Source organism: Caulobacter sp. FWC26, from assembly GCF_002742645.2.
Lineage (GTDB): Bacteria > Pseudomonadota > Alphaproteobacteria > Caulobacterales > Caulobacteraceae > Caulobacter.
Genome location: NZ_CP033873.1, coordinates 258345 through 282960, shown reverse-complemented (window position 1 = coordinate 282960; position 24616 = coordinate 258345). Strand labels below are relative to the sequence as shown.

General features: G+C 66.9%; 18 protein-coding genes. 10 read left to right on the top strand and 8 right to left on the bottom strand.

All coding sequences use genetic code 11. The features are described from left to right. Positions 1-7 precede the first annotated feature (7 nt). Together CSW63_RS23605 and CSW63_RS01330 are read right to left on the bottom strand one after the other, a co-directional pair. On the bottom strand, positions 8-769 hold the full coding sequence (locus CSW63_RS23605; RefSeq protein WP_246842002.1) for an ImuA family protein: 762 nt from the start codon (positions 767-769) through the stop codon (positions 8-10). 204 nt (positions 770-973) lie between these two features. Next, on the bottom strand, positions 974-1366 hold the full coding sequence (locus CSW63_RS01330; RefSeq protein ID WP_099504407.1) for a helix-turn-helix domain-containing protein: 393 nt from the start codon (positions 1364-1366) through the stop codon (positions 974-976). Between the two features lie 690 nt (positions 1367-2056). Between CSW63_RS01330 and CSW63_RS01325 the strand changes: the two genes are divergently transcribed. The 8 genes from CSW63_RS01325 (at position 2057) to CSW63_RS01290 (ending at position 13261) form a co-directional block, all read left to right on the top strand. Next, on the top strand, positions 2057-3310 hold the full coding sequence (locus CSW63_RS01325) for a TolC family protein (protein ID WP_099504405.1): 1254 nt from the start codon (positions 2057-2059) through the stop codon (positions 3308-3310). Further along, the gene (locus CSW63_RS01320) at positions 3307-4506 is read left to right on the top strand and encodes an efflux RND transporter periplasmic adaptor subunit (protein WP_099504403.1); all 1200 of its coding nucleotides are present in this window, start codon (positions 3307-3309) and stop codon (positions 4504-4506) included. The genes CSW63_RS01325 and CSW63_RS01320 overlap by 4 nt, the downstream gene beginning before the upstream one ends. Positions 4507-4518: 12 nt before the next feature. Then, positions 4519-7761 carry an efflux RND transporter permease subunit gene (locus CSW63_RS01315; protein ID WP_099504401.1) on the top strand — a complete coding sequence of 1081 codons (3243 nt, stop codon included), beginning with the start codon at positions 4519-4521 and terminating at the stop codon, positions 7759-7761. Positions 7762-7834: 73 nt separating this feature from the next. Continuing rightward, entirely contained in the window at positions 7835-8173 is a 339-nt protein-coding gene (locus CSW63_RS01310) for a DUF190 domain-containing protein (RefSeq protein WP_099504399.1), read from the top strand. 30 nt (positions 8174-8203) lie between these two features. Further along, positions 8204-9490, top strand: coding sequence for a sodium:proton exchanger (locus CSW63_RS01305; protein WP_206679137.1), 1287 nt, complete (start codon positions 8204-8206; stop codon positions 9488-9490). Between the two features lie 67 nt (positions 9491-9557). Next, positions 9558-10430, top strand: coding sequence for a cation transporter (locus CSW63_RS01300; protein ID WP_206679138.1), 873 nt, complete (start codon positions 9558-9560; stop codon positions 10428-10430). 54 nt (positions 10431-10484) lie between these two features. After that, positions 10485-12698, top strand: a complete 2214-nt coding sequence (locus CSW63_RS01295) for a methyltransferase domain-containing protein (RefSeq protein WP_246842001.1) — start codon at positions 10485-10487, stop codon at positions 12696-12698. After that, entirely contained in the window at positions 12695-13261 is a 567-nt protein-coding gene (locus CSW63_RS01290) for a hypothetical protein (RefSeq protein ID WP_099504452.1), read from the top strand. Before CSW63_RS01295 ends, CSW63_RS01290 begins: the two co-directional genes overlap by 4 nt. A 56-nt stretch (positions 13262-13317) precedes the next feature. On the opposite strand, the gene CSW63_RS01285 is transcribed toward CSW63_RS01290, so the two are convergent. Beyond that, positions 13318-14469: an aspartyl protease family protein gene (locus CSW63_RS01285; RefSeq protein WP_168193568.1), complete on the bottom strand. Its 1152-nt coding sequence runs from the start codon at positions 14467-14469 to the stop codon at positions 13318-13320. Positions 14470-14923: 454 nt separating this feature from the next. Here CSW63_RS01285 and CSW63_RS01280 point away from each other — a divergent pair, with 454 nt between their 5' ends. Further along, positions 14924-16873: a cytochrome c/FTR1 family iron permease gene (locus CSW63_RS01280; protein ID WP_241736215.1), complete on the top strand. Its 1950-nt coding sequence runs from the start codon at positions 14924-14926 to the stop codon at positions 16871-16873. Positions 16874-16886: 13 nt separating this feature from the next. On the opposite strand, the gene CSW63_RS01275 is transcribed toward CSW63_RS01280, so the two are convergent. Next, positions 16887-17096, bottom strand: a complete 210-nt coding sequence (locus tag CSW63_RS01275; RefSeq protein WP_099504448.1) for a GDCCVxC domain-containing (seleno)protein — start codon at positions 17094-17096, stop codon at positions 16887-16889. Positions 17097-17593: 497 nt separating this feature from the next. On the opposite strand from CSW63_RS01275, the gene CSW63_RS01265 reads away from it, so the two are divergent. After that, positions 17594-18001: a helix-turn-helix domain-containing protein gene (locus CSW63_RS01265; RefSeq protein ID WP_099504387.1), complete on the top strand. Its 408-nt coding sequence runs from the start codon at positions 17594-17596 to the stop codon at positions 17999-18001. 84 nt (positions 18002-18085) lie between these two features. On the opposite strand, the gene CSW63_RS01260 is transcribed toward CSW63_RS01265, so the two are convergent. From CSW63_RS01260 to CSW63_RS01245, 4 genes are read right to left on the bottom strand one after another with little or no spacing between them, the layout of a single operon-like run. After that, on the bottom strand, positions 18086-18457 hold the full coding sequence (locus CSW63_RS01260; RefSeq protein WP_099504385.1) for a copper-binding protein: 372 nt from the start codon (positions 18455-18457) through the stop codon (positions 18086-18088). 12 nt (positions 18458-18469) lie between these two features. Next, positions 18470-21616 carry an efflux RND transporter permease subunit gene (locus tag CSW63_RS01255; protein ID WP_099504383.1) on the bottom strand — a complete coding sequence of 1049 codons (3147 nt, stop codon included), beginning with the start codon at positions 21614-21616 and terminating at the stop codon, positions 18470-18472. After that, positions 21613-23127, bottom strand: coding sequence for an efflux RND transporter periplasmic adaptor subunit (locus tag CSW63_RS01250; RefSeq protein WP_099504382.1), 1515 nt, complete (start codon positions 23125-23127; stop codon positions 21613-21615). The genes CSW63_RS01255 and CSW63_RS01250 overlap by 4 nt, the downstream gene beginning before the upstream one ends. Continuing rightward, positions 23124-24350, bottom strand: coding sequence for a TolC family protein (locus CSW63_RS01245; RefSeq protein ID WP_066681845.1), 1227 nt, complete (start codon positions 24348-24350; stop codon positions 23124-23126). The genes CSW63_RS01250 and CSW63_RS01245 overlap by 4 nt, the downstream gene beginning before the upstream one ends. Between the last annotated feature and the right edge of the window lie 266 nt (positions 24351-24616).

Genomic DNA, 24616 nt, shown 5'->3' with positions numbered 1-24616 from the left:
GGGGACGTCAGGCGGCGGCGCGCTCTTGCCCAGGCTGCGACGCAACCGATCGGTCGGCCACTGCGGTAGGAAGACGGAGATGACCCTTGGCGTCACAGGCTTCAATCTCGATGTCGAAAGCTTCGCCAGCGCGGCAACGCATGAGTTCCAGGAGCCAGCGGGCCCGGCCGACGCCGGCGGTTGGCAGGGGGGAGGAGGGGAGAGCCGACACTCTCCACCGGGTGGTGTCCGCCGTCGGCTGACCAAGATCGGCCGCATCGGCGATCCGTCGCCATCGTCGGATGGCGATCGCCATCTGGCCGCTCTTCTCGGCCGCGAGCTGAAGACGGCGGGACGCTGTCATCGACAGTTTGGCGACCTCGCCGACCACGCCGGCCAGACCGCGATACTTCAGCCCCTCCTCCATCGCCCCCAGGATGGCCGCCTCGTCGCCGGCTTCGGCGAAGATGACGCGCTTGGGGGGCAGACCCGCCTGCGCCAGGGCCGGCGCGAAGAGATCGCGCTGACGAAGACACCAGAGCACCGGGCCATCCGCCCGCGCGAGGATCCCGGCCGCGAAGCTTGCTGCGGCGGCGCCATGCAGCGCGCCCTCGGCCCCGCCGGCGACTTCGTGCAGCGCGCCCATTGCCAGACCTTGACCGGGCAACCGCTCATCGATCGCCTCCACGCCGAAAGGCAGGACCCGGCCGCTGGCGCTGTCGGCCAGCTCGATCAGGCGAACCTGACGTCTGAGCGCGTCGAGCGCGGCGGGTGAGCGCGGGAGGGACATGTGAACCAAAACTAAGAAGTTCTATCTTTGTTCTCATCCCGATTTATGAGTCAACGCCGGGTGCGTCCGTGTTTGACGCCCAAGCTCTACGATTCATGCGAAAACGTAAGGGCTTGTGCCGATTCAGATATTTTTTGTCGCAGGCGTAGCAGCGCCTGCTGGTCAGCCAAAGCCGATACCGCCGAGCGCAGGAAGGTCGGCCATCTATCCGGCCAAAGCCTCAATCACCCGGCAGTCGGCAGCCCGGCCGTCACAGGTCGCGGTCACCATGCGCCGCAGTTCGCTGCGCAGCGTTTCCAACTGGGCGATCTTAGTCTCGACATCTTGAAGTTGCCGGGAGGCCAGGGCGTTAGCCTCGCCGCACGGGCGTTCAGGGTTGTCTGCCAGATCCAGCAGGTTGCGGATCGCCTCGACTGAGAAGCCGAGCTGCCGCGCGTGGCGAATGAACGCCAAACGTCGGACGGCGTCGGCGTCATAAACCCGACGGTCGTTGGCCGCGCGCCTCGGCTCGGGGAGCAAGCCAATCTCCTCGTAAAAGCGGATGGTCGGGACCTTGACGTCGGCGGCCTTGGCCAACAGGCCGATGGAGAGGGTCATCTAGAGGGCTCCTTGTTCATACGAATAGGCCCTGGTTCCACAGCGGCGAACGAAATCTTTCGGGCGACGCCGCCCCATCGAACGATGGTTTCGGGCTCTTGCGCTGCATTTCGATAGCTGATTTCCGCCGGGCTCAGCCGAGTAAAGAAAACGCTTGATCCTCTAGCCACTAGAGGAAGCAAGATGCCGACGAGTCAAGGCGCGGTGTCTTATGAAAGCGCGCCCAACAGCGTGCGCCCGTTCGTGGCGTTGGAGTATCTGGGGTGGCCATGGACAGGCTGAGGGCTTGGGGAAAGGGCATTGCGCAGCTGGCGATCGCTTGCGCTGTCGCCTTGTTCGCTCTTGCACCAAGTCTCGATGTTGCCTTCTGCCCCGAAAGCAAACCTGCGCCGACCACCTCGTCAGCGGCCACCTTTCAGCAAGTCGCGATGGCGACCAACGCAGAGCGGGGTAGACCCTCTCCGGCTCTGGTCGGGTTTTGCCTTTACGGCCATTGCCAACATAGTGTGGCCTTTCCTCCGCCTATGGCGGCAGATCATGCGCCCGCCAGCGACCGACCGACCGAACGCCACGCGTTGGCGAACACGGCATTGCCTGTGTCGAATCCCGAATTTGAATTGAATCGACCGCCTCGCGCTTGAGCCGCTACGCGCCTGTGGCGCGCCGCCTCGTCAAATCGTGAGAAGGTCTATGTCCCTATCTGTTCCTCAAAAGCTGCGCCTTAAGCTGCTGCTTGGCCTTTCGTTGCAGTCACTGCTAGCCGGCGCCGCGCTCGCTGACCCCGCGCCGCCGTTCAGGGAGCTGCTGCGTCAGGCCCAGGCGACGGCCCCCCGTTTAGCCGAAGCGCGGGCCGAAATCGCGCGCGCCGAAGGGCTTGCACGCCAAGCTGGCGCTATGCCCAACCCGACACTGGGCGTCGAAGTCGAGAACTTCGCCACCAGCAATGGGGTGAACATGGCCGAGACTACGGCTTCGATCGAGCAAACGATCGAACTCGGCGGCAAACGATCGGCGCGTATCGCTGCCGGACGCGCCGACGTCGAAGCCGCGCGTCGGCGCGCGGCGAGCGCCCAATCGGAATATACGTTCGATCTCGCCGCCGCCTACGCAGAGGCAGACGGCGCCGATCGCCGGCTGCAATTGGCAAGCGAAGGCCTTGAACTCGCGCAGGAAGACGCCCGTATAGCAACCGTCCTAGTCCAATCCGGGCGTGAGGCGGATCTGCGGCGGGTGCAAGCCCAAGCGGCGGTGCAGGCAGCGCGCGCTGCGGTTGACCAGGCCAGGGCCGCGCGCGCTACGGCTTTCGCCAATCTCACCGCCATGGTGGGCGCGCCGGTGTCCTACACCTCGATCCCGGTCAGCCTGCTCGACGAAGCCACCAAGACCCTCCGAATTCCAGATCCGAACCCCCTTTCGAGCCCTGCCTATCTGGCAGCAGAAGCCGAGCGCGATGCGGCGGCGCGGCGCGTACGGGTGGAGCGGAGCCAGGCGGTGCCAGACGTGACCGTCTCGTTCGGGGTCCGCAAAATGCAGGAAGACAATTCCACCGCCATGGTGGCCGGCGTCGCGATGCCGTTTCCAATCTTCAGCCGCAATGGCGGTAACATCAGCGCGGCGCGAGCTGAGCTGAATGCCGCAGAGGCCCGCCTCAATTCGGCTCGGCTCGATGCCGAAGCCGCGGCGCGATCGGGCGTTGCTCGCGTGAGCGCCGCAGAAACGCGCCTGGTTGCGGCTCGGGAAGGCGAGCAAACCGCCGAGGAAGCCTACCGCCTCACGCGCATCGGCTATGAAGGCGGCAAACTGGCCTTGGTAGAACTGCTAAACGCCCGTCGCGCGCTGACCGATGCCCGCACTCAGATGATCGACGCCGCTACCGAGCGGCTGAGCGCGCAGGCCGCGCTCGCCCGTCTAGCTGGCGTCCCCCCCTTTGGAGATCAACCATGAAGCACGACCACAAGCAGGTCTCCGCGGCGGGCGCGGTCAGCCGAAACGCCCTTTACGGCGGGATCGCCGTGGCCGCGATCCTGGCCGCCGCTGGCGGCTTCGGCCTCGCAAAGCTCACGAGCAACCCGCCGGCGAAAGTGGCTGCCGAAGCCGGTGAAGAGAAGAAGCCGGTCGGCGCGCCCGACGCGGTCGAAATGGAGGCGGGCCGCATCGCCGCGAGCGGGCTTTCAGTCCAGACGGTGTCCGCCACCGGCCTAGCCGCCGAGATTGTGGCGCAGGCGACCGTGGAAGCCGCACCGGGGGCCCAGGCCGTGCTTACCGCTCGCGCAGCCGGTTCGGTCAGTCGGATCAACAAGCGTTTGGGCGAACCGGTGCGCGCCGGCGAAGTATTGGCGTTGGTGGAAAGTCGCGAGGCTGCTCAGATCGCGGCCGCACGGAGTGTGGCCGCCGCCAAGGCCGACTTGGCGGCCAAGGCGCTCGCGAGAGAGCGCCATCTCTATGAACAGCGTGTCAGTGCGCGCCAGGACCTCGAAGCCGCGCAAGCGGAGGATGCTTCAGCCCGAGCCGAGGCGCTGAGCGCCGCTGCTGCTGTGCGCGCGGCCGATGTGTCTCGGGATGGCCGATACGTCATGGTGACAAGTCCGATCACGGGTCGCGTCACCTCAGCGCCGGCAAGCGTCGGCGCATTCGTACAGCCGGAGACCGAACTCTTCCGGGTGGCGGATGCGAGCCAGCTGCAGGTTGAAGCCTCCGTGACCGCCGCTGACGCTCGCCGCATTCGTCCAGGCGATTCTGCCGTGCTTGAGCTGAATGACGGCGCCACCGCCAGCGCGATCGTGCGCTCCGTCACGCCCGGCGTCGACGAGACCACCCGGGCCGCCACCGTCGTGCTCACCCTGACCGGAGGGCAAGGGTTGCTCCAGCCAGGTCAGGCGGTGCGGGCGCGGATCACCGCGCGTCAGTCGCTCACCCAAGGCATCGTGGTGCCCGAGGAGGCTGTCCAGACTTGGGAGGGACAGGACGTGGTGTTTGTCCGAACGCAAAAAGGTTTCGTGGCCCGACCGGTCCTCGTTGGTGCTCGCGCCGCCGGGCGCGTCGAGGTCGCCTCGGGCCTCCGAGCTGGCGAAAGCATCGTGGTCAAAAACGCCTTCCTCCTGAAAGCCGAACTCGCCAAGGGCGAGGCGGAAGAAGATTAGAGGAACAGAAGCATGATCGCTCGCCTCATTTCCCTCGCGGTAAGGGGACGCTGGTATGTCGTCGCCCTTACCCTGATCATCGCCGCTCTCGGCTTGTGGCAACTCACGAAGCTTCCCGTCGACGCTGTTCCGGACGTTACGAACAAGCAGGTCCAGATCAACACGGTCGAGTCTTCGCTCTCGCCCGTCGAGATCGAGAAACGGGTCACATTCCCGATCGAAACCGCGCTCGCCGGCATCCCAGGCCTCGAGACGACCCGGTCCCTTTCGCGTAATGGGTTCTCGCAGGTAACGGCGGTGTTCACCGACCGCACCGACCTCTATTTCGCCCGCCAGCAAGTCGCCGAGCGGCTGGCTCAGGCCGGCGCCTCGCTCCCGGCAGGGGTGCAGCCACAGGTCGGGCCGGTCTCTACCGGGCTGGGCGAGATCTTCATGTACTCGGTCGAATTCGCCCGTCCCGGCCCGAACGCCCGGATACGCGATGGCGCACCCGGATGGCAAACCGATGGCGCCTATCTCACGCCGGAAGGCGAGCGGCTCGCTGACGCGGTCTCCCAGGCGGCCTACCTACGAACCGTCCAGGATTGGATAATTCGGCCGCAGTTGCGCACGGTCAAAGGCGTGGCCGGCGTGGATTCCATCGGCGGCTATGAGAAACAGTACCTCGTCGAACCCGACCCCGCGAAACTGGCCGCTTATGGCGTCTCTTACGCCGATCTTGGGAAAGCGCTCGAAGCCGCCAATTTGTCTGTCGGCGCTAACTTCATCCAGCGCGCGGGCGAAGCCTACCTAGTGCGCGCCGATGCGCGGGTGCGGCGGCTCGACGAAATCGCAGAGGCCGTGATCGCCACCCGGGGCGGCGTCCCCGTTCACGTCAAGGATGTGGCGGCGGTGCGGATCGGCGGCGAACTGCGGACCGGCGCGGCCAGTAAGAACGGCCAGGAGGTCGTGGTCGGCACGTCGCTCATGCTGATCGGCGAAAACAGCCGCACAGTGGCCAAGGCCACAGGCGAGAAGCTGGAGCAGGTTAAGGCCTCCCTTCCCCCCGGGGTGGTCGTACACACGCTTCTCGATCGGTCCGCGCTGGTGAACGCCACCATCGGCACGGTCGAGCGCAATCTGACGGAAGGGGCGCTGCTCGTTGCGGCAACGCTCTTCCTGTTGCTGGGCAACGGCCGGGCGGCGCTGATTGCGGTGCTGGTCATCCCCTTCTCCTTCCTGATGATGGCCATCGGCATGAACGGGCTGAAGGTGCCCGGGAATCTGATGAGCCTGGGAGCGCTCGACTTTGGCCTGATCGTCGACGGCGCGGTGATCATCATCGAGAATTGTCTTCTGAGGCTTGCCCACAAACAGGAGCACCAGGGCCGCCTGCTCAGTTTGCCAGAACGGCTGGAGACTGTGCTCCACGCCACGCAAGAGATGATCCGGCCGACCGTCTACGGTCAGGCGATCATCTTCTTGGTGTTCGCGCCCTTGCTGACGTTCACGGGGGTCGAAGGGAAGACCTTCTATCCGATGGCGGTCACCATCATGCTGGCGCTGGCGGCGGCCTTCATCCTGTCGCTGACCTTCGTCCCCGCGATGGTCGCCATCCTCATGCGCGGCAAGGTGGCTGAAAAGGAGGTCAAAGCGGTTCAGGCGGTGAAGGTTCGCTATGAGCCTATCCTGCGTCGCGCGCTTCTGCGGCCCTGGCCGTTCATCGGCGGCGGCTTGGCGGTCTTTGTGGTGGCGGCGGGGATCTTCACGACGATCGGCCAGGAATTCATTCCGACCCTCGACGAAAAGAACGTGCTTCTCGGTTCCTTGCGGATTCCCTCCACGGCGATGGAGCAGTCTCGCGACATGCAGTTGCACGTCGAACGCGCCGTCACGACCCTGCCGGAGGTGGAGATGATGTTTTCCAAGACCGGCACGGCGGAGATGGCCGCCGATCCGATGCCGCCCAATCAGTCCGACGGCTTCGTCATCCTGAAGCCGCAGAAGGACTGGCCCAAGGGGGTGCATTCGAAATCCGAAGCGGTCGAGCGCATCCTCGGTAAGGCCGAGCCGTTGCTCGGGAACAACTACGAGGTCACCCAGCCGATCCAGATGCGGTTCAACGAACTGGTCGCTGGGGTGCGCGGCGACGTCGCCATTAAGCTTTACGGCGACGATCTGGAAAAGATGAGCGCCGCAGCGGCTAAAATCGGCGCCACGCTTGGATCCATCCCTGGCGCGTCAGGGGTGCGGGTAGAACAGACTTCCGGCGCGCCCACGCTCGATGTCCGGTTCGACCGGGCCGCGATCGCGGGCTATGGCCTGACCGTCGAGGACGTTGCCGATACGCTGGCCAGCGCGCTCGGCGGCCGCGAGGCGGGCAATGTCTTCGAAGGGGATCGCCGCTTCGACATCGTTGTGCGCGTGCCCATGGCCGAGCGGAACGACATCGAAGCCCTGGGAGCAATGCCGGTCATGTTGTCCGGCGGCGAAGGTCAAGCGCGCCAGTCGGTTCCGATGCGCCAACTCGTGGAGTTCCGCTTCACCGACGGCCTCAATCAGATCAGCCGCGAGGACGGAAAGCGGCGCGTCGTCATCCAGGCCAATGTCCGCGGCCGCGATGTCGGTTCCTTCGTGACCGAAGCACGCGACAAGGTGGCGGCCGTTCCGCTTCCGCCGGGCTCGTGGATGGTCTGGGGCGGACAGTATGAAAATCTCAAGGCCGCGACGGCGCGACTTTCGATCGTGGTTCCGCTGTGCTTCCTGGCGATCTTCCTCATCTTGTTCTTGGCGCTCGGCGGTTTCTGGCCAGCCTTGGCCGTTTTCGCCGCCATTCCACTGGGGTTGTCGGGCGGTGTCTTCGCCCTGGCCCTCACGGGGATCACCTTTTCGATCTCCGCGGCCGTCGGCTTCATCGTCCTGGCCGGTGTTGCGGTCCTGAACGGTTTGGTGGTGATGACCAGCATACGTCAGCGGCTTGAGGATGGGGCGAGCGTCGTTGAGGCCATCTACGAAGGCGGCATGGAGCGGGTGCGTCCCGTCCTCATGACCGGCTTGGTGCCGGCGATCGGGTTCATCCCGATGGCGCTGGCGCATGGCACAGGCGCCGAGGTTCAGAAGCCTCTGGCCATGGTGGTCATCGGCGGCCTGATCACCGCCACGGCGGTCACCCTCCTCGTCCTGCCGGCCATCAGCAAGCTTCTGTTGACGATCGGCGACCGCTTCAGCCGGGAAGCGTCGGCCTCTTCCTCCAAAGCCACGGAGGCGTCAGCCTAAAGGGTGAGCCGAGCTAGACAGAGGAGTTGAACATGAACTGTGGTCCTTATTCCACCTGGTCAGGAGTGGCGTGATGGTTGCACCTGGTTCAGCGGTCCTGTTGAGGATCTATACCGACGAGGACGCGCTCTATGGCGCCGAGGCGCTCGCGGCGGTCATCGTCAAGCGGGCTCGGGAAGCGCAGTTGGCCGGAGCCACGGTGCTGCGCGGCAGCTTGGGCTATGGCCATTCCTCGCGACTGCACGCGCATCGGCCGTTTCGGCTCGACGACAACATGCCGGTGGTCATCGAGATCGTCGACGATGAAGCGCCCCTTCGCGCGTTTGTTGTCACTCTCGGCGAATTCCACGACATCGGTCTGATCACGTTCGAGAAGGTTGAGGTCGTCCGCTACGGGAACCAGACAAGCTAAACACGTCGCCGACGCTCGCGTCTCGCGGCTATGGGAGGGTCAGGAATGCGCCGATTCATGCTGCTCGTGTTGGCGGCCTTGCTCGCGGCGGCGCCGGCGATGGTCCTCAGGATCACAGGGTGGCGACCCGACCCTGTGGCGGACGCCCTTTTTTTCGGTGTCGCGGTCCTGGCTGCGGGCTTCATGCTTTCCTGGGGGGCGGAAGCCGCTGAGAAACACATTTCTCAAGGCCTCATCGTCGCCTTGGTCGCCTTGGTCACCGTTCTTCCAGAGTACGCGGTGGATCTGTACTATGCTTTCCGCGCTGGCCAGGCTCCGCAGTCGAACTACGTCCACTACGCCGCCGCCAATATGACCGGCGCCAACCGCCTTTTGGTGGGACTGGCCTGGCCTTTGATGGTGCTGCTGCATTGGCTGAAGACGCGCAACAAGGCTCTCGAACTCTCACCCGTCAACGCCGTCGAGATCGCCTTCCTTATGCTGGGCAGCCTCTATGCGTTCGTTATCCTTTTCAAAGGCGCCATTGCTCCCTTCGATTTCGCGGTGCTGTTCCTGATCTTCGCTGGCTACCTCTACCGCGTCAGCCAGTTGCCAAAGGCCGACGACGACGACGACGATGAGGACGAGGAGCCTGGCCCTGCGGCGGCGCTAAACGCGCTCCGCCCCACCGCACAGTGGGCCTGGATGGGTGGGCTTACCTTGATCGCATTCGTGGTGATCGCGACCTCCGCCGAGCCGTTTGCCGAAGCCATGGTGGGGTCAGGAAGAATCCTTGGCGTCGACGAGTTCCTCCTCATCCAATGGCTCGCGCCATTGGCCAGCGAAGCGCCCGCCGTGACGATTGCGGTCCTCTTCGTCTTGGCCGGGCGTGCGGTAAGCGGACTGACGGCCATGATCAGCGACAAGATCAACCAATGGACCCTGCTGGTCGGCATGCTGCCGCTCGCAATGAGCCTTGGGGCGGGGGGGCTGATCGGCCTGCCCCTTGACGCGCGGCAGAAGGAAGAATTCTTGCTGACGGCCGCCCAGTCGCTGTTCGCCATAATGCTGTTGGTTCGCCTGCGGATTTCGGTTCTGTCGGCGGGTCTATTGTTCGCGCTCTTCGCCGTGCAGGTCGGACTGGCCTTTCATTTCCGAGAAGACGAGGTGGCGACGGTCAATAGCCTAACAATCCTGGCTTGGACCTATCTGGGCCTAGCGGCGATCCTCGTCCCCCTCAACGGGCGCCGTGTCGTAGCTGTCCTGCGTGATGGGCTCTTAAGATCCCATCGCCGCATGGCGACCGCGCCCGAACCACATGACCTGGAGGGCGAATAACCGCCTGCAACGACTTGATCCTCTAGTGACTTGAGCAAGTAAGGTCTTGGCCAAGAGGAGGATGTGCATGCCCAACACGACGGCGGTCGCCGAAACACTTCGCTACCGGGTCACTGGAATGGACTGCTCGAGCTGCGCCGAGAAGATCCAGTCGGCGGTGTCAAAACTTCCTGGCGTGGAAACGGCGCGCGTATCGATCGCTTCGTCGATGATGACCCTGCAAGTCGACGGGGTGGAGCGACGCGCGTCCGAGATCGAGGCGACCGTGAACGGGCTCGGCTACCAACTGGATCGCGAAGAGGCCGTCGCGGACGACGACCAACGCCAAAGCGCCAAAGCGGTCAGTCATGTCACCCCCTCTTACCGACGGGCCCTTTGGGGCGTCGTCCTGATCAATGTTGGCTACGGGCTGGTGGAGATCATCGCCGGGTTTATCGCACGGTCTCAGGCGCTGAAGGCCGATGCCCTGGACTTCGTTGGCGACGGTCTGATCAGCTTCTTGGGCCTGCTGGCGATTGGATGGTCCCTCGCGTGGCGAGCCAAGTCCGCCCTGATCCAGGGTTACTTTCTGGCGTTGCTTGGTCTGGGCGTGCTCCTGAATACAGGCTACCGCGTCCTGGTCTTGAACCAGCCTGAAGCCGAACTCATGGGCCTCTTTGGGGCCGTGGCGCTGGTAGCGAACGTCGCCGCTGCGTTGATCCTGATCCCGCATCGGAAGGGCGACGCCAACGTCCGCGCGGTCTGGCTCTTCTCGCGCAACGACGCCTTGGGCAACCTCGCGGTTGTTGTCGCCGCGGGCTTGGTTTTCTGGACCAAGGCGGCTTGGCCGGACCTTGTGGTGGCGGTCGTCATCGGCGGGCTCTTCCTGCAGTCGGCCTGGTCGATTATCCGCGATGCGCGCGCCGATCTGCGCGAGGCGCAGACGCCTCAGCCGGTCTAGCCGCTCATGAGCCGGCAGCCGCCACATCTGCTGCACCGCCCGTCAGCCCAAGTAATGTCGGACCTGCAACGTGCGGTCGCGCTTGTGAATGGGGGGCAATGGCGCCAAGCGCAAATTCATGCCCAGCGGGTCCTCGCCGTCACGCCAAAGGATTCCTCGGCGCTGAACGTCCTTGGAACCGTGGCCATGAACACTGGTCCGGTCGATGATGCGCTGGTGTGGTTCGAGCGGGCGGCTGCCGGTCAACCTCGAAACCCGTTCATCCAGTTCAATCTCGGAGAGGCGCACAGGCGCCTACACGCCTATCCGACAGCGGCGAAATTCTTCCAGCGCGCCGCGGTGTTGAAGCCGGACTTTGCAGAAGCCCACGCTGCCGCAGGCGACGCCTTCAGGATCATGCGACAGGGGGTTCATGCCGAGCGCAGCTACCAAGCCGCCCTGCGTCTATCGCCAACCCTGCCTGGCGCGCTCAGCGGGTATGGGCTCCTGGCGTTGCAAAACGGTGATCCGAGCTTGGCCGCGTCCCGCTTCGAGACAGGCTGTGTCAACGCGCCCGTCGGCCATCCCATGCGGCCCGTCCTCCTCGCCAATCTCGGCGTTGCGCTGCTGCAGATTGGCCAAGGGCTGCAAGCCTTCGACGTGCTGGCTCAGGCCGTCGACATCGCGCCTGGGGACGACGAGCACTGGCGGCGGCTTGCAGGCGCCCTTCGCCATACTCGAGTGGCGCCCGCGACCCCTGCCTTCCGTGATGTTCTATGCCGCCTTTTCGAACGAACGGACGTGAACCCACGGAATTTGGCGACCGCGGCCTTAGCGGTCATCCGTCAAGATGCGGAGATCGACGATCTCCTCAATGCGGTCGCTGCTGAACCGCGAGCGCTGACACGCACGCTTGAGGAAAAAAGTGATGCCGCCTCCCGCTTCGTCCAGGATCCGCTGTTTCGAAGCCTCCTTGCATCTGCGCCAATTCCGAACGCGGCAGTGGAGCTTCTGCTCGTTCAGCTGCGAGCTGATCTATTGGCCATCGCCAACGACGAGCCTGCAAGCCTGGAAGAGGAGCTTGGCCTCATTGTCGCGATCGCGCGACAGGCGTTTCTCAACGAATACGTCTATTTCGCTAGCGCCGAAGAGCAGAGTCGCGTTGATTCTCTGATCGCCCAGCTTGAACACGGAGACCCCGAATTCGGGGCGGGGGCGGCCGCGAGGATCGCCCTGGTGGCGGCGTATCGCCCGCTTGCCTCCACCCCGCTCTCGTCGCGACTTCAGGCCGTTGATCTCCCGGCGTTGGCCGATCTCCTCCGAGAACAACTGACCGAACCTGCCGAGGAGGCGCGCCTTCGCTCAACCCTGCCCCTGCTGAAGCCCATGGTCGACAGCATCTCGATCGCCGTGCAGCAGCAATACGAAGAGAACCCATATCCGCGCTGGACGCGCTGCGGTCTGGGTGCGCCGTTGCCGTTCCGGGAGGCTGTTCAGGCCGCATTGCCTGAGCTCGCAACGCGGGAAATTCCCGAGACCGACGCACCCCAAGTGCTCGTCGCTGGGTGCGGCACGGGACTGGAAACACTGCGCGTGACGAGCACCTACCGTAACGCTTCGATCCTAGCGGTTGACTTAAGCGGCGCCAGCCTTGGCTACGCCATGCGCAAGAGCCGAGAATACGGGATCGAGGTTGAACACCTTCAAGCCGACATTCTTGACCTCACCGCCCTAAGCCAGCGGTTTGATCTGATCGACAGCTTTGGCGTCATTCACCATATGGCCGAGCCGGTGCGAGGTCTGAAGGTGCTCTCAGGGCTGTTGAAACCGCAGGGCCTTATTTTCCTTGGGCTCTACAGCGAGATCGGCCGGCGCGCCGTTGTCGAGGCGCGACGCCACATCGCCCATGGACAGTACGCGAACTCGGCGGAGGGGATTCGCGCTCTACGGCGTGAACTGATGCTGGCGGGCGCGCCCGCCCAGCTGCAGAGCGTGGTGAGCCCGGCCTCGGATTTCTGGACGTTATCTGATTGCCGAGACCTACTCTTTCATGTGGAAGAGCATCGTTTCACGTTGCCCCAGATTGGCGAGCTTCTGGATTCAGCGGGCCTGGAGTTTCTCGGCGTGCAGTTCGGGCATCAGGCAGATCGAACCCGCTACCGCGCCGAAAATCGATCATCCGACTCGATGCGCGACCTCCGGCGCCTTCATCTCCACGAGATGAAGCATCCCGAAATCTTCGGCGATACCTATCGTCTATGGGCGCGGCGCACCAAGGCGCCCAAATGACGGAGGAGATGGCGCCGCCTCAGATCGATCTGGTGACTGAACAGGGACGAGTTCGCAGACAGGCCGCCTTCGCTTTTGCCGTATGCGTCCCGGTCCTCACACTGGCGTGTCTCGGCCTGCCCCGGCTCTTCGAATTCCCGACGTCTCTGGCCGAACGCATCGCCTTTGGCCTGCGGGCCAATCTGGTGGTCGGCTTTTGGGTGCTGCTGGCCGTGCAGAGGGTGGCGCACGTGCGGTTTGTATCGGCCGCCGACAACGCCGGGTCCGCCTTCAGCCGGCCAAGCGCGCGCTTGGCCATTCCCGCCGCGTTCCTTCGAAACACCCTTGAGCAGGCCTTCGTGACTAGCGTTGGCCTCTTGGCGCTCGCGACGGCCAAGGGCGAAGCCGCCCTGGCTTACATCGTGGGAGCGGTCGTCCTCTTCAGCGTCGGAAGGAGCACGTTCCTCCGCGGCTATCCGCGCGGCGCGGGCGCGCGGGCCTTTGGAATCGCCGTCACCGCGTTGCCCACCCTAGGCGCCTACTGCTGGGCGATCTTCGACACCTGCGCGAACCTGCTACGCTGATCCTGGTGCGAGGCGCCGTAGAACAGCGTTGCCGGGCAGCGCGACTTGCTCGAGCCTTAATAGTAGCGTCGCAGCACCAGCGTGCGTGTAGATCCATCCGACAGCGAGAGCACGGCCTTGCCTCCCGCCGGCCCGTAGCGCCATTGAGCCAAACCGCTCGATGCGTAACGCGGGCCGATTGGCACGCCATCCACGGCGACAACGATCTCGCCCTCGCGCCACCCGGCCAAGGCGGCCGGCCCACCCTGGGCGACATGGACGACGCGCAGATGACCAGACTCCACAGCGAGGCCCAGGCCAGACAAATCCCGCCTAAACGGCGTCGCCAATCGACGTGCCTCGGGTTTCAGCCAAAGGGCTTGGCCCGCGACATCCAGAGCAAATAGAAATCGCTCGAAAACGGGAAGGCCCAGCTTGGCGACGACAAGGGTGGGGTCGGTCTTCGCCAACACCTCGCAGGGAACATCGTTGATCAGGCTGCGTCCGACCCGGAGCGTCGCTACCGAAATAGTGCGGCTGATGGACAGCCCGTCGATCCCCCCCGTCGCCGCCGATGAAATTCTCCGGCCACGCATCAAGGTTTGCGCCTCCGCCAAGGCCGGCGTGACGGTGAGAGGATTGGAACTGCCCAGGTCAATCGCCGCGGCGACCGGGTCGTGTCCCTCCAGGACGATCGGGAGAGAGAGCTGCCCGCGCAAGCTCTTGGTGACCGCAAAGCGTTCCGCGCCCGGCCATGGCCGGAAGGCGTCGCGGGGGAGGAATGCGAGGCGGCGGGCTGTAAAATCGATCGCGAGAATGGCGTCTCTAAGCGCGTCGATCCCAAGGATAACATTGGGCGAGCCACCATCGGCTCCAAAAATTGGCGCGAAATCGGTGACCAAATATCGCTCGACGGCGAAATGCGTCCCGCCAAGATCGAGACTGAGGTCGCTACCCGCGCCCAGCGTGACCGACCCGACATCGCCGCGAACGCTGCGGGCGCCCGTTGAAGCCAAGCCCAGCCGCTTGGCAAGCGCGGCATCGACGACGGTCATAGCCGAGCCTGTATCGATCAAAATCCTGAGGCGCTCGCCCTGTACAGTCCCGCCGACCATCACGGCATCGGGATCCGGAAGGAGGGTCGACCAGAGCGTTTTGGGGTTCCGGGCGACCGTCGCGCTCGTCGCCTTCTTCGCGACCGCTAACGTTGCGCCCGTCGCGAACGCCATTGATCCCATTCTGGCCAATAACGCTCGGCGGGTCTCCTCTGAGCAATGCATTTACGGGACTCACGGACGATGTTGAGGGCCTGCGGAACATCGCCTCAATCGGGGTCAATCACCAAGAGCGACGTCCGCCTTCATAGCGCCGAGTGCGTGTTCGCGGCCAAACTTGGCGTGCGCCGGTCACGGCCGCCACTCGATCTCGGGCTTGTCGGAGAGCTGTCCAACTGGACCGCGCCACGCTCCATGCCGCCGATCTTGGTCATCTCCGTAACTAAAATCTGGCCCCATTCCCGGTGCGCTAAGCCGCGATCAGTCGATCGGAGATAATTTCCGCTTGCTCCTCCAGTGGCTATAGGATGCATGAAGCTTCATCGTGGCGGCCTTCGCGGCTCCGCGCTTCCCGTCCTGTCGCCCGTACCGTTTCCAGCCTGCCGATCGCCACGCCACCGGAGTGATAATGACTACTGTTCTTAACGCCGTGGGGCGGGCCATCTCTGGGCTGATGATCGTGATCCTGGTCCTGGCGGGTGGCGCGGGCGTCGCGACGGCCCAGGAGGCCAGCTCGTCCCAGACCGCATGGCGACTGCTCGACTACCTGTCGGTCGACTACGCCGGGGCGGTGAAGGACGGCAAGGTCATCAGCCCGTCCGAATATGCCGAGATGAACGAATTCGCCGGCCAGGTGCGCGAGCGCATCGCCGGCCTGCCGGCCACCAAGGCCCAGCCGGATTTGCTGGCCAAGGCCGAGAGCCTTCAGGCCACGATCGCCGCCAAGCAGGAGCCGGCCGTGGTCTCGGCGAAGGCCCATGCCCTGGCCAACGACCTTCTGGCCGCCTATCCGACGCCGCTGGCGCCCAAGCGCGCGCCGGACCTGGCGCGCGGCGCGGCCCTCTATGCCGAGAACTGCGCGGCCTGCCACGGCGAGACGGGCAAGGCCGACGGTCCGAACGCCGTCGGCCTGGACCCGCCGCCGATCGCCTTCGCCGACGCCGAGCGCGCCCGCCAGCGCAGCGTCTTTGGCCTCTACCAGGTCATCCAGCAGGGCCTCGACGGTACCGCCATGGCCAGCTACGCCCACCTGCCGTCTGACGACCGCTGGGACCTGGCCTTCTATGTCGGGCGCTTCGCTTTCAGCGACGCCGAAGCTGCCGCGGGCGAGAAGATCTGGAACGAGGACGCCGCCGTCCGCGCCCGCTTCCCCGACCTGCAAACCCTGACCCAGACCACGCCCGCCGCCCTCGCAACAGCCGTGGGGGAGACCAAGGCCCGGGCCCTGACCGCCTATCTGCGCCGCCATCCCGAAGTCGTCACCCGCTCGGGCGGCGGCTCGCTCGACGTCGCCCGACAGAAGCTGGCGGCCAGCCTCAAGGCCTACGAGGCTGGCGACCGAAAGGCCGCCGCCGATCTCGCCCTGGCCGCCTATCTCGACGGCTTCGAGCCGGTCGAGCCGTCACTAGGCGCGCGCGATCCGGCCTTGATGCGGCGGATCGAGGGCGCGATGGGCGATGTGCGCGGCGCGATCGGCAAGGCCGCGCCGGCCAGTGAGGTCCGCGCCCAGATCGCGCGCCTGGACGCCCTGTTCGCCGCCGCCGGCCGGGCCCTGGCCCCGGAGAAGGCCAGCGGTCTGTCGAGCTTCGCCGGCGCCTTCACCATCCTGCTGCGCGAGGGCCTGGAAGCCCTGCTGATCGTGGTCGCCATGATCGCCTTCCTGCGCAAGGCCGAACGCACCGACGTCCTGCCTTACGTCCACGGCGGCTGGATCGCGGCCCTGGCGGCTGGTGGCCTGACCTGGGCGGTCGCGACCTTCTTCATCTCGATCAGCGGCGCCAGTCGCGAAATGACCGAGGGTTTCGGTTCGGTGATCGCCGCCGCGGTTTTGATCTCCGTCGGCCTTTGGATGCACGGCAAGGCCCAGGCCGACGCCTGGCAGGTCTATATCCGCGAGAAGCTGTCGCACGCGCTTTCCAAGCAATCGGCCTGGTTCCTGTTCCTGCTGGCCTTCGTGGTCGTCTATCGCGAGGTCTTCGAGACCATCCTCTTCCTGACGGCGCTCTGGACCCAGGGCGGGGCCGGCGCGGTGCTGGCTGGCGTCGGCTGCGCCGTCGTCGTGCTGGCCGCCATCGCCTGGGCGATGCTGCGTTTCTCCAAGCGCCTGCCGATCGGGAAGTTCTTCGAGTACAGCGCGATCCTGATGGCTATCTTGGCGGTCGTCCTGGCCGGCAAGGGTGTGGCCGGTCTGCAGGAGGCGGGTCTGCTCGACCTGCATCCGCTGGCCTTGCCGCGCGTCGAGCTGCTGGGCTTCTTCCCGACGATCGAGGGCGTCGCCGCTCAGGCGATGACCATCGCCATTCTCGTTGTCGGATTTTTCTGGAACCGGTCGGGCGGCCGCAAGGATGCGGCGGCCTAGGCCCGACCCGCGGTCACCCGCAACAGCCGCCGCCCTGCTGAATCGGCGGACAGGCCACGTCGCCATAGGAGCAATAGACGCAGCAATCGCCTGGCTTGGGCTTGAGCACGGCGCCGCATCCCAGGCAGTCGTAGAAGTACTGGCAGGCGTCGGTCGGCATGGTCTCGGTCGCGCGGTGTCCGCACTCGGGACAGGTCAAGGTGGACGTTGGTTCGATCCGCATGGTGTTCATCCGCGTGCGTTCCGGATTAGGGCCAAAGCCCAAGGCTCGATGATCGGTCGCCAAATCAAAGCAAGACCGAGGAGGAGCGTGGCTGCTCCAAGCAGACTCACTTGGAGTTTCGACGGCGCGGCGCATGACCCGTCGGTTCGGCACGTGCGCGCCCGCCGCCAAGTCATGACCCAGCCGGCGCCGATGGCGGCGATCGCAAGGATCGTGATCCAGCTGCGTTGACCCGCTACCCAGCCAAGCCCGCCAAGGCCCAGTCCGGCCAGAGCCAGGGACATCGGCAGGATGCAACAGGCGGCCCAGGCGAAAACCGCGCCCGCCGCCGTGGCCAGGGCCGCCCATGTCAGGGCCGTTTCGGCGGGGCGTTCATCCCTTCCGCCGGGCCGCGCTCCTGGGCCGTTTCGCACCGTCATCCTGTCACCTCCTGGTCCGACACCGACGAGCATGCCATCTGTAGTCACTACAGACTCAAGCCCTAATCCAAGGCGGACATGACTGATCACGCTCTCCAGATCGGCGAACTTTCTCGCCGCACCGGCTGCAACATCGAGACGATCCGCTACTACGAACGGATCGGGTTGATCTCCGCGCCGCCGCGACGCGGACGGTATCGGAGCTATGGCGCGCAGGACGTAGGCCGGCTGAGCTTTGTGCGCAGGGCAAGGGAGTTGGGCTTCAAACTCGACGAGGTCCGCGCTTTGCTGAATCTGGCCGCTGGCGGGCAGTCCGCCTGCGCCGAGGTTCGTGACCTGGCGGCGGCCCATCTTGGCGATGTGCGCTCGCGGATCGTCGACCTTCAGCGAATGGAGCAGGTATTGGCCGCGTCCGTGAGGGCCTGCGACGAGGGGCAAGATCCGGGGTGTCCGCTCATTCTGACGCTAAGCGCACCGGCCGGCTGAGGCGGGACCGGACCGTCGGCCAATCCTGGTCTCCCCGGTCTACCGGACAAGCGCGAACCTTGGTCCGCGCCCGTCCGGTGGGGCCTATTGCCGACGGATCGCCGTCACTTCGCCAGAACCATCATGAAGCTTCAGGTCGAAGGCGACCTGGTCGCCGACGGCGACGCCTTCCAACAGGCCCGGGGCGATCTTGAAACCCATGGTCATGGCCGGCCAACCGGCTTCCGGGATCGCCTCGTGGTCGAGCGTGATCGTGCCGGCGGTCTTGTCGATCGCCTTCACGACGCCGACGCCCTTGGCCATCTTGTCGGCCGGCGCCATGTCCATGCCGGCCATGTCGTTGCCCGCCGCCGGGGCTGAGGCGGCTGGGGCCGCCGGCGCTTCAGTCTTGCGATCACACGCGGCCAGGCCGGTCATCGCCACCAGGGCGGCGAGGGTCAGGGACAGGGTCTTCATCAGCGTATCTCCTTAGGCTGAGGTGGAAGCGGAAACGGCGGTTCGGGCTTGCCGGCGACGCAGCAGCAGGTATCCGGCCGGGATCACGAACATCGACAGCAGGGGCGCTGTGAGCATGCCGCCGATCATCGGGGCGGCGATGCGGCTCATGACCTCCGAGCCCGCGCCGTGGCCCCAGAGGATCGGCGCCAGGCCTGCCAGGATCACCGCCACGGTCATGGCCTTGGGCCGCACCCGCAGCAGGGCGCCTTCGCGCACCGCAGACTCGACCTGGTCGGGCGCCGGGTTCGGGCCCAGGGCGTCCATGGCGTGCTTGAGATAGATCAGCATCACCACCCCGAACTCGGCCGAGACCCCGGCCAGGGCGATGAAGCCGACGCCAGTGGCCACCGACTGGTGGAACCCCGCCAGGTAGAGCGTCCAGATCCCGCCGGTCAGGGCGAACGGCAGGGTGGCCATGATCAGCCCCGCTTCGTCGAAGCGGCGGAAGATCACGTAGAGCAGGACGAAGATGATCAGCAGGGTGGCCGGCACGACGATCTTCAGCCGGTCGGCGGCGCGCTGCAGATATTCGAACTGGCCCGAATAGGAGAGGCTGACGCCCGGCGAGAGCTTGACCCTCTCGCCCACGGCCTGGCGCAAATCGCCGACCACCGAGGCCAGGTCCCGGCCCCGCACGTCGACATAGACCCAGGTCTTCGGCCGGCCGTTCTCGCTCTTCAACATCGGCGGGCCATCGGCGATCTCAACATTGGCGACGGTTCCCAAGGTGATCTGAGCGCCGCCTGGCGTGAGCACCGGAAGGGCGCGCAGTCCCTCCAGGCTATCGCGCAGCTCGCGGGGATAGCGGACGCTGATCGGATAGCGGGCCAGGCCCTCGACCGTCTGGCCGATGGTCTCGCCGCCGATCGCCCCGGAGACGATCGACTGGACGTCGTCGATGTTGAGCCCGAACCGCGCGGCGGCGGCGCGGTCGATGCGGACATCGACATAGCGTCCGCCGGTCAAGCGCTCGGCCAGGGCCGAGCTGACGCCCGGCACGCTCTTGGCCACGCCCTCGACCTCGCGGGCGATGCGGTCGAGTTCGGCCAGGTTCGCGCCCGACACCTTGACCCCGATCGGGCTCTTGATGCCGGTGGCCAGCATGTCGATGCGGTTGCGGATCGGCGGCACCCAGACATTGGTCAAGCCAGGCACACGGACACGCTGGTCGAGTTCGGCGACCAGCTTGTCGGGGGTCATGCCCGGCCGCCACTGGTCGCGCGGCTTGAAGCGGATCGTGGTCTCGAACATCTCCAGCGGGGCCGGGTCGGTGGCGCTCTCGGCGCGGCCGGCCTTGCCGAACACGCTGTCGACCTCCGGCACGGTCTTGATCATCCGGTCGGTCTGCTGGAGGAGCTGGCCGGCCTTGGCCGCCGACAGGCCCGGCAGGGCCGAGGGCATGTAGAGCAGATCGCCCTCGTCCATGTTGGGCATGAACTCCCCACCCAGGTGGGCGAGCGGCCAAGCGGTGGTCGCGAAGGCCAGCAGCGCGACCAGCAGGGTGGTCCTGGGCCGGCGCATCACCCGGTCGAGCAGCGGACGATAGGCCGCCGTCAGCACGCGGTTGACGGGATTGGCCGCCTCGTCGGGGATCTTGCCGCGGATCAGATAGCCCATCAGCACCGGGATCAGGGTCACCGAAAGGATGGCCGCCGCCGCCATGGCGTAGGTCTTGGTGAAGGCCAGGGGGCGGAAGAGCCGGCCTTCCTGGGCCTGCAGGGTGAAGACCGGGATGAACGACAGGGTGATGATCAGCAGGCTGAAGAACAGGGCGGGCCCGACCTCGGCGGCGGCCTCGGTGATCACCGCCCAGCGGGCCTCGCCGGTCAGGATCTCGCCCGGATGCTCATGGGCCCAGCGCTCCAGCTTCTTGTGGGCGTTCTCGATCATCACCACGGCCGCGTCGACCATGGCCCCGATGGCGATGGCGATGCCGCCCAGCGACATGATGTTGGCGTCGACGCCCTGGCTCTTCATGACCAGGAAGGCGGCCAGCACCCCCAGCGGCAGGGAGAGGATCGCCACCAGGGCCGAGCGCAGGTGGCCCAGGAACAGGGCGCAGACCAGGGCCACGACCAGGAACTCCTCCAGCAGCTTGCCGGTCAGGTTATGGACGGCCCGGTCGATCAGGCCCGAGCGGTCATAGGTGGTGACGACCTCGACGCCGGGCGGCAGGCTCTTCTTCAGCTCGGCCAGCTTGGCCTTCACCGCCGCGATGGTCGTGCGGGCGTTCTCGCCGGAGCGCAGGATCACCACGCCGCCGGCGACCTCGCCCTGGCCGTTGAGTTCGGCGACGCCGCGCCGCATTTCCGGGCCGACCTGGATCGTGGCCACCTCGCCCAGACGCACGGGGACTCCGCCGGCCGCCGTCCTCAGCGGCACGGCCTGGAAGTCCTCGATCGTCTTCAGATAGCCGGTGGCGCGGACCATGTATTCGGCCTCGCCCAGCTCCAGCACCGAGCCGCCGGTCTCGGCGTTGGCGCCTTTCAGCGCGGCGACAACCTGTTGGTGCGTGACCCCCAAGCTGGCCAGCTTCTGCGGGTCGAGCACCACCTGGTACTGGCGGACCATGCCGCCGATCGCCGAGACCTCGGCCACGCCCGGTAGGGTCTTCAGCTCATAGCGCAGGAACCAGTCCTGGATCGATCGCAGCTGGCTGAGGTCGTGAGCGCCGGTCCTGTCGACCAGGGCGTATTCATAGACCCAGCCGACCCCGGTGGCGTCGGGCCCCAGGGCCGGGCGGGCGCTTTCGGGCAGGCGGCCTTGCACCTGGTTGAGATATTCCAGGACCCGCGAGCGGGCCCAGTAGAGGTCGGTCTTGTCGTCGAAGATCACATAGACGAAGCTGTCGCCGAAGAACGAATAGCCGCGCACGGTCTTGGCGCCGGGCACCGACAGCATGGTGGTGGCCAGCGGATAGGTGACCTGGTTCTCGACCAGCTGCGGGGCCTGGCCCGGATAGCTGGTGCGGATGATCACCTGGGTGTCGGAGAGATCGGGCAGGGCGTCGATCGAGGTCGACCGCACCGCCAGGCCGCCGGCCACGATCAGCGCCAGGGCGCCCAGCAGCACGAAGAAGCGGTTGGCGACCGACCAGCGGATCAGGGCGGCGATCATGCGCCACCGCCGATCTTGGCGATGCGCCGGATGATCGGGTCGGCCGGCGGCGGGTCGAAGGCGAAGCGGACCTGGTCGCCGGCCTTCACGCCCTTCAGCAGCCTCGGGTCGGCGCGGAAGGTCATGGTCATGGCCGGCCAGCCGATGGCCGGCACGGGGCCGTGCGAGAGGGTGACGCCGTCCGGGGTCACCTGCTCGACGCGGCCGGTGGTTTCGGCCAGGGCCGGCTTGGCCGGGGCCATCGGCTTGGCCATGGGCGTGTCGCCTGGGGGTGTTTGAGGGCCCAAGGCCGGAAGCGGCCGGACCTGCAGGCCCGCCAGGCTGGCCTCGGAATCGACCAGGAACTGGCCCGAGGCGATGACCTTCTGGCCGGAAGACAGGCCGGCCAGGATCTCCGTCCGGCCTCCGGCTTCGCGCCCGGTCCGGACCTCGACGGCCTGGTAGCGGCCGCCGTCGGCGGCCAGCATCACCACGTCGCGCGCCCCGGTGCGGATCACCGCCTCGGACGGGATCAGCAGGGCGGTCCGCGTCGCCGCGTCGAAGGCGATGGTGGCGAACAGGCCAGGCTTGAGGCGGCCGTCGCGGTTGGCCAGTTCGATCCGCGCCTGCAAGGTGCGGCTGTCGCCCTGGGCCTGCGGGAGCACGGCCTGGACCGTCCCGCGCAGGGTCTCGCTCGGATAGGCCGCCAGGGTGACGCCAACGCCCTGGCCCGGACGCAGCTGCCCGGCCTGCGCCTCGGGCACGGCGGCCGTGACCCAGACCCTCGAGAGGCCGTTGATCTCGGCCAGGGTCTGGCCCGCGCCCACGGTCATGCCGGCGCGCACGTCGAGCTTGGAAACGACCCCGCCGAGCGGCGCGGTGATGGTGATCGTGGTGCGCGGCCGCCCGTCTCGGTCGAGACCGGCGACCACGCCGTCGGGCATGCCCAAGAGGCGCAGGCGCTGGCGGGCGGCGGCGCTCAGGGCCGCGTCTCCGGTGCGCCGGACCGCCAGATATTCGGCCTGGGCGCCGCCCCATTCGGGAACCAACAGGTCGGCCAGCGGCGCGCCGGCGGCGATCACGTCGCCCGGCGCGCGGCCATAAACCCGCTGCACGAAACCGCCGCTGCGGGCCTGGACGACGGCGACGTCACGCTGGTTGAAGTCGACGATCCCGGTGGCGGTCAGGCCGCTGGAAAGCGCGCCTTCCTCCACGGTCGCCAGCCGGAAGCCGAGGTTCTGGGCGGCCGAGGGGTCGATCCGCACCCCCGCCGCCGGACCACTGGTTTCGGCCTCGCCGGCGTATTTGGGCGTCAGCGGCATGTCCATGAACGGCGACTTGCCCGGCTTGTCGAAGTGCTGGGCCGGGACCATCGGGTCGTACCAGTAGAGCACCTTGCGGCTCTCGGCCGAGGTCGCCGGCATCGGCGGCTTGGCGGTCAGGCGGGCCAGGCCATAGCCGCCGGCCCCGGCCAGCACGACCAGGGCGGCGCCGGCGCCGAGCAGGGCCTTCATCGAGGGGGAGGGGGTCATTGATCGTCGCTTCCGTAGGTGAGGGTCAGGCGGGCGGCGTCGATGGCGACGGCGGCCTCGCGATCTAGGGTGGTGAGCTGGGCCTCGGCCAGGCTCGAGAAGGCGATCAGCACGTCGGGCAAACCGGCCGCGCCGGAGCCATAGGCGGCGGTCTCCAGCTGGGCCCGCTGCTTGGCCAGCGGCAGCAGCGTGTCGCGGGCCCGCAGCCATTGCTCGTGATGCATGACGTGGTCGGCCAGATCGGCCTCGAGCTGGGCGCTCAGCGCTCGGCGGGCGTCCTCGCGCTGGGCGTCGGCGCGGCCGGCGCTGGCGGTGCGCGCGGCGATCATCGGATCCTGGCGGCTCTTGCCCCACAGCGGCAGGCTGATGCTGACCCCGGCCGAGACCATGTCGCCGAACATCGGGTCGCGGCGCTGGTAGGCCACTTCCCAGCTCCAGTCGGGCTGCTTGTCGGCCTTGGCCAGGGCGACGTCGGCCTGGGCTTGGCGGGCGGCGGCGTCCTTGGCCAGCACGGCGGGATGGCGGTCGATCGCGGCCCGAAGACTGGCGGGGGGGAGATCGAGGTCGGGCGCCGGACCGAGCGCCTCGGGGTCGGGATCTCCGGTCCAGCGGGTCAGCGCCGCACGGGCCCTTCCCAGGGCCGAGACCGCCTCGCTGCGGCGATCCGCCAGGGCCGCGCGCATCTGCGCGGCCTCCAGCGCCTGGGCGGGCCGCGAGCGTCCGGACGCGACGCCGGACGGGGCGGCGCTCCACAGGGGAGCCAGCTGGGCGACCACCCCGTCCAGGGCGGCGAGCTTGCGCTGGGCGTAGAGCAGTTCGATCCAGGCCAGCGCCGTGGCGACCCGGACCTGGCGGGCCTCGACCGCGCCCTCGGCCCCGGCCGCGACGATGTCGGCCTGCGCCCGGCCGATCCGCGCCTGGCGCTTGGCGGCGCTGGGCATGTCCTGGCTGAAGCCGACCTTGCCCATGGTCATCTCGTCGGTTCCGAACCGGCCGGCCGGCGGCCCCGAGACCGGGAAGTTGTCGAGGCCGACGGCGAGCTTGGGATCGGGCAGGGCGCCGGCCGCCTTGGCCGAGGCCTTGGCGGCCTCGACCTGCAGGGCCGCGGCGCGCAGCGCCGGCGCATTGGCCGCGGCCGCGTCGAGGCTCTGGGCGTAGGTCAGGGGCGCGGCGTGGGCGACGCTCGCCAAGCTCAGCCCGGCCAGAAGGGGGAGAATACGCATGGAGACGAAAATCCTGGAGGAAGCCGTGAGGGGCCAGCGCCCCGGCGAAGCGTTTGCAGCCGCTTCGCCGGGGCCGGACGGGACGGGCGAAGACAGGGGATCGGCCCCACCCGTCCCGGCCGAGCTAGCGAGCCAGGCAGGCCGGTTGGGCGGCCCGCAAATAGCCGCAGGCGCGTGGCGTGGCGGCCGAGACGGTCGTCGCGGAAGCTAGGCCGGAGACGAGCGCAAGCGCGGGAAGGCGGGGAGACATGAAGGTCATCCTTGAA